1 protein-coding gene and 2 pseudogenes are annotated in these 2,128 nt (G+C 64.1%); all 3 read right to left on the minus strand.

The genetic code is table 11. From position 1 onward, the window contains the following. Positions 1-99, minus strand: a pseudogene (locus B7Z76_RS15935) (IS6 family transposase); the annotation flags it as partial. Between the two features lie 71 nt (positions 100-170). Continuing rightward, positions 171-1,904 (minus strand): IS1634 family transposase, encoded by a 1,734-nt coding sequence (locus B7Z76_RS15940; RefSeq protein ID WP_291345224.1) that lies wholly within the window; start codon positions 1,902-1,904, stop codon positions 171-173. Between the two features lie 126 nt (positions 1,905-2,030). Then, positions 2,031-2,128 (minus strand): annotated as a pseudogene (locus B7Z76_RS15945) (DDE-type integrase/transposase/recombinase); the annotation flags it as partial.

The raw sequence follows: 2,128 nt of genomic DNA on the forward strand, positions 1-2,128 counted from the left end.
ATGGGATGCTTCGATCCGGTTGTTCAGCCGCTTGTGCGATCGGTGATCGGCGCTGCGGCAATCCGTGCGAAGGGCAACGTCGTAGCTCCGTAGCTTATCCTGAAGTTTTCACTAATCTGAATGCAATTTCCCTGTATTTATCGATAAACTTTCTGATCTGATTTTGACGCTTACTGGACACGCATGGGGGCGATCCCGATCAGGTCGAAGGCGGCGGCTTGCAGCGGTGTGGGATTTGCCAGGGTGGTGAAGGTGGCGTTCGGCGCCTTGGGCAGGGCTGCGGTGTTCAAGGTCTGGGTTGCGAGATGCGCCATCAGATCGGTAAAGCTTGAAATCGGCAGGTTCTGGTCGTTGCGGCGTCGCCTGCGCTTGCAATCGGCGGCCGGGGATGTCGATGCGGGTGCGACCGGCGATGAGCGTCCGGGCTCGGCCCCAGGCCGGTCGTGATCCTGGAACAGCAGAGGCTTGAGGGCGTCGCGCAGATGCCACTCGACGTAATAGGCCATCATGCAGAGAAAGACGTGGGCACGCACCCGCGGCGAGAGCCAGTGATGCACCGGGCGGATCGCGAGATCGACCGATTTGAGGGTCCGGAACGCCCGTTCCACCCGCGAAAGGTCCTTGTAGGCTGACACGGCTTCGGTCTCGCTCATGACGTCCGCGCTCACACTGGTGCGGATGACATAGATGCCGTCGAGGGCCGCCTCGCGCGCGATGCTGGCGGCGTTGCGCTGGAAATCGAAGCGGCTGGCGGTGATGGTGAGATCGAAATGCTTGGCCATCTTGCGCTGGTTGATCACCGCCCCCACCGCCAGCCCGATCGTGGCTTCGCCATGAAGAGGGGCGCGCTTGCGCCGTGTCGCATCCCGGATCCGCGCCAGTTCCGTCTCGGTGGCCACGAGCAGCGCCTCGCGCTTGCGCCGTCGTTCGGTCGCCAGGGCCGCGTTGCGACAGGCGATCAGCCGCTCGCCCGGATAATCGGGCGACGTGATCGCGGCAATATCGCGCTCGTCGAACAGCGACATCTGCAGCGGTCCCTCGGCAAGATCCTGGATCTGCCCCGCGCGCAGGCAGCTGATCCAGTCCAGCCCCGCTGGCTTGATCGTCTCGCGGATGCGCGCCGTGGTGATCATCCCGCGATCACCCACCAGGACGACGCGCTCGAGATGGAACCGCCGCTTGAGTTTCTCCACCTGGGCGGCGATCGTCGCCGGATCGGCGGTGTTGCCTTCGAACACTTCCACCGCGATCGGCCTACCCTCGCGATCGCACAGCAGACCATAGACGATCTGCGGCCGATCGGGCCGGTGATCCCGGCTGTATCCGTGGTGTGCCAGTTCGCAATGCCGGCCTTCGAGGTAGGATGAACTGACGTCGTAGAGCACCAGCGTGCCGTCGCGCAGATGGCGCCTTGCAAACTGCCGCTCGATCCGGCCCTGCTGCGCGCCCAGCCAGTCCAGTGCGGCGTAGATCTCGCGCTCTTCAATGGCGCCGAGTTCGAGGATCTCGCCGAGGCTGGTCGTTGCGGTCTGCGGGTTCAGACCGCGCAGGGTCGAGAGCTTCGAGCCCGGTGCGATCACCCGGCCCGCAATCAGCGCCAGGGCGAGATTGCGCTCGCGCGACGCCCTCCGGCCCAGCAGGCGGGGAAGCTCAAGCTTGCGCATCATCCCGAGTGCCGCCGCCACATGACCGTGCGGCAGCGAGCGCCGGATCTCGAGCGCCTGATCGGCACTCCCGACCACCGCGCCACCCGCGAGAAGCGCACGCAGCCCATCGATCAGTTCCGGCGGCATCTGGCTCAGATTGGCGATGGTGCGTTTATGAACCTTGCGACCCTCGCGGAAACTCTCCCGCAACAGCACGGCCGGCGCCGATCGGCCATTCGGAACCACGTCGATGAACATGAAGGCAGGGAATCACAGACCAAGTCGCGCCGCAAGCCCCATGTATGGACACAAACAAAATACAGGAAAACAGCGCTACGCGAGGCAATCCGCCATGTTCAGGTCATTCTGAAGTAAAAACTTCGGCTTATCGGTCACCACGACGCGCGGCTGACCCCATCGGCGCATCAGCTTGCGGAGAAAACGCCGGGCGGCTCGGGCATCTCGCCGCTTCTGGACCAGGA

It is taken from the genome of Acidiphilium sp. 20-67-58 (assembly GCF_002255515.1).
GTDB lineage: Bacteria > Pseudomonadota > Alphaproteobacteria > Acetobacterales > Acetobacteraceae > Acidiphilium.